This window comes from Lamprobacter modestohalophilus (genome assembly GCF_016583905.1).
In the GTDB taxonomy this organism is placed as follows: Bacteria; Pseudomonadota; Gammaproteobacteria; order Chromatiales; family Chromatiaceae; genus Lamprobacter; species Lamprobacter modestohalophilus.
Map to the genome: position 1 here is coordinate 19,398 of NZ_NRRY01000061.1, position 7,900 is coordinate 27,297.

At 62.3% G+C, this 7,900-nt stretch carries 4 protein-coding genes and 1 pseudogene; 3 read left to right on the forward strand and 2 right to left on the reverse strand.

The features are described 5' to 3' along the window. The first annotated feature begins 4 nt into the window (after positions 1-4). On the forward strand, positions 5-4,120 hold the full coding sequence (locus CKO42_RS22780; RefSeq protein WP_200249525.1) for a CHASE domain-containing protein: 4,116 nt from the start codon (positions 5-7) through the stop codon (positions 4,118-4,120). A gap of 3 nt (positions 4,121-4,123) precedes the next feature. Beyond that, complete coding sequence (locus tag CKO42_RS22785) at positions 4,124-5,578, forward strand: diguanylate cyclase (protein WP_200249536.1); 1,455 nt, start codon at positions 4,124-4,126, stop codon at positions 5,576-5,578. A 138-nt stretch (positions 5,579-5,716) separates the two neighbouring features. Here the strand turns inward: CKO42_RS22785 and CKO42_RS22790 are convergent, their stop codons facing one another. Both CKO42_RS22790 and CKO42_RS22795 read right to left on the reverse strand, forming a co-directional pair. After that, positions 5,717-6,211: a DUF2452 domain-containing protein gene (locus CKO42_RS22790; protein ID WP_200249540.1), complete on the reverse strand. Its 495-nt coding sequence runs from the start codon at positions 6,209-6,211 to the stop codon at positions 5,717-5,719. Positions 6,212-6,394: 183 nt separating this feature from the next. Next, the gene (locus tag CKO42_RS22795) at positions 6,395-7,237 is read right to left on the reverse strand and encodes a pteridine reductase (protein ID WP_274608958.1); all 843 of its coding nucleotides are present in this window, start codon (positions 7,235-7,237) and stop codon (positions 6,395-6,397) included. 346 nt (positions 7,238-7,583) lie between these two features. Here CKO42_RS22795 and CKO42_RS22800 point away from each other — a divergent pair. Then, a pseudogene (locus CKO42_RS22800) lies at positions 7,584-7,900 on the forward strand (hypothetical protein); the annotation flags it as partial.

The following is a 7,900-nucleotide window of genomic DNA, read 5'->3' on the forward strand; positions in this document are numbered from 1 at the left end:
GCTGATGCCATTGCCCAATTCGGCCCGCTGCTTGGCAAGCGTCAACTTCAACCCTCAGCACTGGCTCAAGCGCGCGTTACATCATCGCATCACCGCCTGGGTGATCCTAGCCCTGTCGCTCGTCCTCACGGCACTGGCCTGGTCCATCTCAGCCCAGGCCATCCGCGCCAAGGCGGAGCAGCGGTTTCGCTTCCAGACACAGGATATCGTCGCGGCGATCAGCAAGCGCCTACTCACCTACGAGACCGCGTTGCGCGGCGGCGCCGGCCTGTTCAACGCCTCAGACGAGGTCACACGCCAGGAATGGCACCAATACGTCTCGGATCTGCAGCTGCAGCAGAATTTCCCCGGCATTCAGGGCCTCGGCTTCAGCCTCATGCTGTCTTCGAGCGAACGCGAGGCACATCAGGCAGCGGTGCGAGCCGAGGGATTCCCGGACTACAGCATCCGTCCCGAGGGTGAGCGCGAAACCTACAGCGCCATCGTCTATCTTGAGCCCTTCGACTGGCGCAATCAGCGCGCCTTCGGCTACGACATGTTTTCTGAGCCGGTCCGGCGCGCGGCGATGGAACGCGCGCGAGATTCTGGCCAGCCGGCGATATCGGGCCGGGTCACGCTGGTGCAGGAGACGGACGAGGATGTCCAGTTCGGGTTTCTCATGTACATGCCCCTGTATCGTCCAGGCTGGCCGGTGACGACCATCGCCGAGCGGCGCGCGGCGCTGCTGGGTTTTGTCTATAGCCCGTTTCGCGTCAAGGACTTTCTCGAGGGCATCCTGGGCGCCGATCAAGGCGGAATCGATCTGGAGCTGTTCGATGGCGACACCCCTTCGCGTGGCAGCCTACTACTCCACAACCCGTCCGAAGCGACGCTCACTGCGCTGACCCCGAAGGATTCCGACGCCCTCAGCGCGCTGGTGCGAATGCCAGTCAATCAACACCTCTGGACGCTATCGCTGCATGCGCTGCCCAGCTATTTGTCGGCCGCGGAGAGCGCACAGCCACTGATTGTCGCGGCCGGCGGCATCACCATCGATGTCTTCCTGTTCATCATCATCGCTTCCATCAGTCGCCAACAGCGCTCTGACGAACATCAGTCGCAACAATTGCGAGCGCAGCTCGACGACAGCGAGGCGCGTTATGGCGCCCTATTCAAGAGCGCCAAGGCGGTCATGCTTCTCGTCGACCCAGACACCGGCGCCATCCTTGAGGCCAACCCGGCCGCACAGCGCTTTTATGGCTATGACCAAGACCAGCTGCAACGGATGCGCATCGCGGACATCAATCAGCTGCCGGCCGATGAGATTCAGCGCCAGATGCAAGCGGCGCATCAGCAACAGCAAGACTGTTTCCTCTTCCCCCATCGCCTGGCCAATGGCGAGGTGCGCCAGGTCGAGGTGCACTCTGGACCCTTCCACTATGGCGGCAAACCAGCGCTGTATTCCATCATCCACGACGTCACTGAGCGCGAGCGCATCGCCGCGGCGCTGCTGACTAGCGAACGCCGCTATACCGTCATTCTCGCAGTCACCGGCGAAGGCCTCTGGGATTGGAACATCGCCACCAATCAGGTGACCCACAATGAGCGCTGGGTTGAGATTCTGGGCATCGAGGACCTGGCCGCCGAGCATCCGTTCGAGGAGCTCAAGGCACGACTGCACGAGGACGATCGTGCCGAGGTACTGTCGGTCATACAGGATGCCCTGGCAGGCCGTGCGTTCTATCATCACGAGCATCGCATGCGCCGACAGGATGGACAGGTGATCTGGGTGTTGGATCGAGGCCAAGTGGTCGAGCGTGACGCCGCCGGCAACCCCCAGCGCATGCTCGGAAGCCTGGTCGACATCAGCGAGCGGGTCGCCCAAGAAACCGCCCTCGACACCGAGCGCAAACGCCTGCAAAACGTCATCGATGGCACCCAAGCTGGCACCTGGGAGTGGAATATCGAAACCGGTGAGACCCTGTTCAATGCCCGCTGGGCGGAGATGATTGGCTATACGCTGGAGGAACTGGCGCCGATCTCCATCGACACCTGGATGCAGGTCACCCACCCAGACGACCTAAAACATTCGACCGCGCTGCTGCAGCAGCACCTCGCGGGCGAGACCCCCTATTACAGCTGCGAGCTGCGCATGCGTCACAAGGCGGGGCATTGGGTCTGGATGCAGGACCGGGGCAAGGTGATGAGTTGGACGCCTGAGGGCAAGCCCGGGGTCATGTCCGGCACGCACCAGGACATCACCGCGCGCAAGGAGGTCGAGGAGCAGTTGCGAGAGGCCGAGGCCTTGCTGCGCTCTGCCCTCGAAACCATCCATGAGGGCTTCGTCATCTTTGATCCGCAGGATCGACTGGTCTATTGCAACGAAGAATACCGAGCGCTGTTTCCGCGCTCGGCGGCCATCATCGAGCCCGGCCGCAGCTTCGAAGAGATCCTCCGCCATGGCGTTACCCATGGGCAATACATGGCCCTTGAGGATCGCCATGGCGGTTGCGTTAGCGAAGAGGACTGGATTACCGAGCAACTGGCGGCTCACCGCGAGGGGGACCGCGAAGTGCTGCGCAAGCTCAGCGATGGGCGTTGGGTGCAAGTGCGCGAGCGGCGCACGCCGACTGGCCATACCGTCGGCTTCCGCGTCGACGTCACAGAGCTCTACCAGGCCAAAGAAGCGGCCGATAGCGCTAATATCGCCAAGAGCCGCTTTCTCGCAACCATGAGCCACGAGATCCGCACTCCGATGAACGCCATTCTCGGCATGGCGCAGCTGCTCTCGCTGCCGCAGCTCACCGATCACGACCGTCAGGACTACGCGCGGACCATCTTGGATTCAGGCCAGACCTTGCTCAAACTGCTCAATGACATCCTCGACTTCTCGAAGATCGAGGCCGGCAAGGTACAGCTCGACCTGGCACCCTTCTCGCCCGCGGTGTTGCTGCGGGATGTGCATGCGCTGTTTGCCGCGCATACTCAGAGCAAGACTGTGCAACTGGAGCAGGACTGGCGGGGTCCGCCAGGACAGGGCTATGAGGCCGATGCGCATCGCTTGCGCCAGATGCTGGTGAATCTGCTCAGCAATGCAATCAAGTTCACCCAACAAGGCAGCATCCGTCTGGAGGCGACCGAGCTCTCGCGGGATCACAATACCGCTCTGCTCGAATTCTCCGTCTCCGATACCGGTCTCGGGATCGAGCCATCACTCCAGAACCTACTGTTCAAGCCCTTCTCGCAAGTCGATAGCTCCACAACGCGGCGCTATGGCGGCACCGGTCTTGGCCTCTCGATCATCGACAGCCTGGCGCGGTTGATGGGGGGCGAGGTCGGCGTCGAAAGCACCGTTGGACGCGGGTCGCGTTTCTGGTTCCGCCTCCGCGCACCGTGCGTGGCCCTGCCGACATCGCCGTATCCTGATGCGGCGTCTTATGTTGTCTCCCCCATGCAGGCCAGCGGCCAGGTCTTGGTGGTCGACGATGATCCGATCAATCGTCAGGTGATCCAGACGCTTCTCAGCAGACTTGGACTCAGCGTGACGCTCGCCGAAGATGGGCAGCAAGGACTCACCAAGGTCACAACCTGGCAGACATCCACGCCGGGTGCAACACTCGATCTGGTGCTCATGGATTGCCAGATGCCGGTGCTCGACGGCCTTGCTGCGACGGCGCAGATTCGCCAGTGGGAGCAAGACCAGAAGCAAGACAGGAAGCAAGACAAGAAGCAAGACCAGGAACAGCCCCAGGCGCAGGCGCACTTGCCGATCATTGCCTTGACTGCCAACGTGCTCGAGGAAGATCGCCAGCGCTGCTTGAGCGCGGGCATGGACGATATCCTCGACAAGCCGATCTTGCTCGACGCCCTCCAGGCCATGCTCGAGCGCTGGCTGCCAAAGGCAATCGCGCCAGCACCAGACTCGGTCCGGGTGGAAGCCCTCATCAGGGATTTGCAGCCCTTGTTGGTACAGCACAAGCTCGATGCACTCGCGCGCTTCAAGACCTTGCAAGCGGAGGTCGCGGGAACGCCTCTCGCGATGGAGCTGAACGAGATCGGCGCGGCATTGACCCAGTTCCGGTTTGATCAAGCGCAGGAACAGTTGCGCCAGCTCGCCCAGACCCAGGGCTGGGAGCTATAACGCATGGCAGACCAACGCCCGCGCATCTTGGCCATCGACGATACGCCAGCAAACCTCCTCATCTTGGGGACGGCGCTGTCCGAAGAGTTCGATCTGCAAATCGCCACATCCGGGCCCGAGGGGCTGGCACTAGCCACCCAGTCGCCCCCCGACCTGATCCTGCTCGATGTGATGATGCCGGGCATGGATGGTTTCGAGACCTGCGAGCGGCTCAAGACGATGCCAACGCTGCGGGAGATCCCGGTGGTCTTCGTGACCGCTCTTAATGAGATCGATGCCGAGTCGAGAGGCTTGCGCTGTGGCGCCGCTGATTACATCCTCAAGCCGATCAACGTCGCCATCACCCAGCAGCGCATCCACAACCTGTTAGAGCGAGACCAACTGCGCCGCGAGGTTGCTCACCAGCGCGACCAGCTTGCCGCGCGCCTCCAATCGCTGCAACGTCACGACACCTGGATGATCCAGCGCAACCAGATGATCGAACGACTGCTCGCCTGCGCGAACCGCGAGGAGGCCCACCAGATCATTGCCCAAGGCGCCGCTGAGCTGTTTGCGGGCCATGCCGGCCTGCTCGCGACGCCAGACAAGGCCGATAGCACGCAGCTCAAGGTCGTCGCAACCTGGGGCGATGTCCAGACGGTGCCGGAGCGATTCGCAGCGGAGGACTGTTGGGCGATACGACTGAATAGCGTCCACGAAGTGTCAAACCACGCCAGCAGCACCCAGTGTCAGCACTTCGTCCAAGCGCCGCCCAGCGCTTATCTCGGGGTTTCCCTGATGGTGCGCGGCGAGACGCTCGGTCTACTGCACATCAGTCTCGCCAATGCGATCGACGCCGAGCAGCGCCGAGAGCTGCGCAGCCTCACCCTCGCCGTCAGCGAGTCGATCAAGCTGGCGCTCTCGAACCTTCAACTGCAAGAAGAGCTGCGTGAGGCAGCCATCCGCGACCAGCTCACCGGACTCTTCAATCGCCGCTATCTCGACGAGACCCTACCGCGCGAGCTCCACCGGTGCCAACGTGAGGCCAAGCTGTTAGTCGCAGCGATGTTAGACGTGGACCACTTCAAACGCTTCAACGACCACTATGGTCACGATGCTGGCGATGAGGTGCTGCGGGGGGTCGGTGCGCTACTGAACCGCAATTTGCGCGCCGACGACCTCGCCTGCCGCTACGGCGGTGAGGAGCTGACGCTGATCCTGCCGAATGCCACCGCGGAAGAGGCCAGGGGTCGGCTGGAGCGTATCCGCTGCGACATCATGGCTCTACGTGTCCTGTATCAGGATGGGGAATTACCTCCGGTCACGATCTCCATCGGCATTGCCGCCAGCCGAGTCGGCGAGCTCGACGCCGCCGCGCTGCTGGCGCGGGCCGATGCCGCGCTCTATCGAGCCAAGGCCAGTGGGCGCAACCGGGTGGTCGTCGCGGCCGAGCAACAGCGTGCATCCGGCCGGGCCTGAACGCCATCACAGACAACCACTCAGAGCGCTGCAATACCGACCAAGGCGTTTGCCCATCACGGCAAGCCCATTACGGCAAGCCCATCGCAACAGCCAGCGTCACCAGCATCGCCCAGCCTGAGTCTGCGGCTCTCGGTCTCAGTCGAGGTTGCGCGACAAGCTATCAATACGCAGCAATTGCTGCACCAGATCGCCGGTGTCATCCGCTTTATCCAAATCTTCGAGCGCAGTCCAAGAATAGTCTGCTTCGAGTCGATACGAGGCCAAGTAGGGGTGCGGCGGCGCGCCGCGCCAGTCCTCGGGGGAGAGCATCGAGAAGTAGCGCTTGCCATCGGGCTTGCGATAGAGATGGTAGATCTTCCCCGGCAGGCGTTTGAAGGCGCACTCGGCATGCGTGAGGGCATGCTCGTCGCGGGCCTCATCCAGGGCCTTGCGCGCTTCGGCCTGCAACGCCTTGATCTGATCGGCGATGACGCGCAGCTTGGCGCTGGTGCGCGCGCTGAGCATGGACTCGGCACGCTCGATCTCCTCGGCCAGCGCCGGGGCCTGGAATGCCGGCGCCAGCCGGCTCACCGGATACGGCGAGCTTCGGTCAGAGCCTTGATGTAGGAGGGCCTTCTTCTCGTCAGTCATTGGATTCCTATGTGTCGATTTGCCGCTCAGCCAAGATCACTGGATCAGGGGGGGCATGAGGGTCATGGGACAACGCCGGTGATCTCAAGCCGGTGATCTCAACCAGTGATCTGATCTCAACCATTGATCTCAGGTTGCTTCACAGTATTTGTCTGATGTGCGGATCGAGGCTACTGACCGTGATCATTGCTGCAAGGTGCGGCCACCATCCACTGCAATGATCTGGCCGGTGATGTAATCAGCATCGCGCACCAAGAACAGCAGGGTCCGGGCGATGTCATCTGGCGTCCCCGCACGCCCGAGCGCGGTGCGCGATAGGATCTCGTCCTTGGTCGCGTCCGAGAGCCCTTGCTCCGGCCAAAGGATAGCGCCCGGCGAGATGCCGTTGACCCGCACCTCGGGGCCAAGTTCCCGCGCCAGTGTCTTCACCATCATCGCATTACCGGCCTTGGCGATCGAATAGATCGGGTGTGACTTGAGTGGGCGTTGGGAATGGATGTCGACCAGATTGATCACCGCGCCGCAGCGCTGGCGCAGCAGCGGGGCGGCCGCTCGCGTCAGAAAGAACGGTCCTTTCAGGTTCGAGCCGAGCAGGTTGTCCCACTGCGTCTCGGTCGCCTCCTCGAGCGGCGTTGGATAGAAACTGGAGGCATTGTTGACCAGAACATCGAGACGACCATGGTAGGCTTCGACCTCGGCGACCAGCGTCGTCAGGCCGGCGATGTCGCAGAGGTCCGCTTGCACCAACTGCACCGAACCCTTGCGCTCCCGCTCAAGCGACTGTTGTAGGGCCTCGGCGGCCTCGCGAGACTGATGATAATGCAGTGATAGATGGGCGCCTTCGGCGTGCAGCAACCGCGCGATCCGCGCACCAATGCGATGTGCCGCCCCGGTGATCAAGACGACCTTGCCCTGGAGCGAGCCCGATCCTGAGCACGCTTGCCTTGGATCATCTTGCGCTGGGTTGTCTTGCGCTCGGTCGCCGCGCACTGCGCTCGCTGGATGGGCTGCTGGCTGATCAGTCAATCGATTTCTCCAGGTAGGCGATTTCCGCGACATCGAACGATCGTCTCGCTGATCCTTTTGTCTGGCTGCTGTGTCAGGCTAAGGCTCATGATGCCGCATGAGCCCCCCCGAATGAATCGCGTGAGATTCACGCGAACGCGCAGGCGACGGGTTGCGAGAGGATCAGAAGCATAGATGCGGACGGACGGATAGACACCGGTTTACAGGAACAGGGCACAGAAATAGGGCACAGAAATAGGGGCACAGGAACAGAAGACGCGAGCATCTGTGTCAATCGGTGATCATCTGTGGTTCGATGCGCTGGCTGCAACCGCAGCTGACCAACAGAACTTGATGGACCCTATCGATGGTTGATGTCGAAGATCATGCCACGCAACACCGCCTGGCACTCGAGACGCTGATCCGCGCTGAGATCAAGGCCGCGGGCGGCCAGCTCAGTTTCGACCGCTTCATGGAGCTTGCGCTCTATGCCCCAGGGCTGGGCTATTACGTCGCCGGTGCCACAAAGTTGGGGGCGGCAGGCGACTTTGTCACCGCCCCCGAGATCTCTCCGCTGTTCGGACGCTGTCTCGCGGTCAGCTGTCGCGAGGTGCTGAGGGCACTCGAAGCGCATCCTATGCACAGCCGCAGCATCAGCCGCAGCCGCAGCCCCAGCCCCAGCCC

Coding starts and splice junctions, on each gene's coding strand:
- CKO42_RS22780 (WP_200249525.1), top strand. CDS start 5: ATGCCATTGCCCAATTCGGCCCGCTGCTTGGCAAGCGTCAACTTCAAC.
- CKO42_RS22785 (WP_200249536.1), top strand. CDS start 4,124: ATGGCAGACCAACGCCCGCGCATCTTGGCCATCGACGATACGCCAGCA.
- CKO42_RS22790 (WP_200249540.1), bottom strand. CDS start 6,211: ATGACTGACGAGAAGAAGGCCCTCCTACATCAAGGCTCTGACCGAAGC.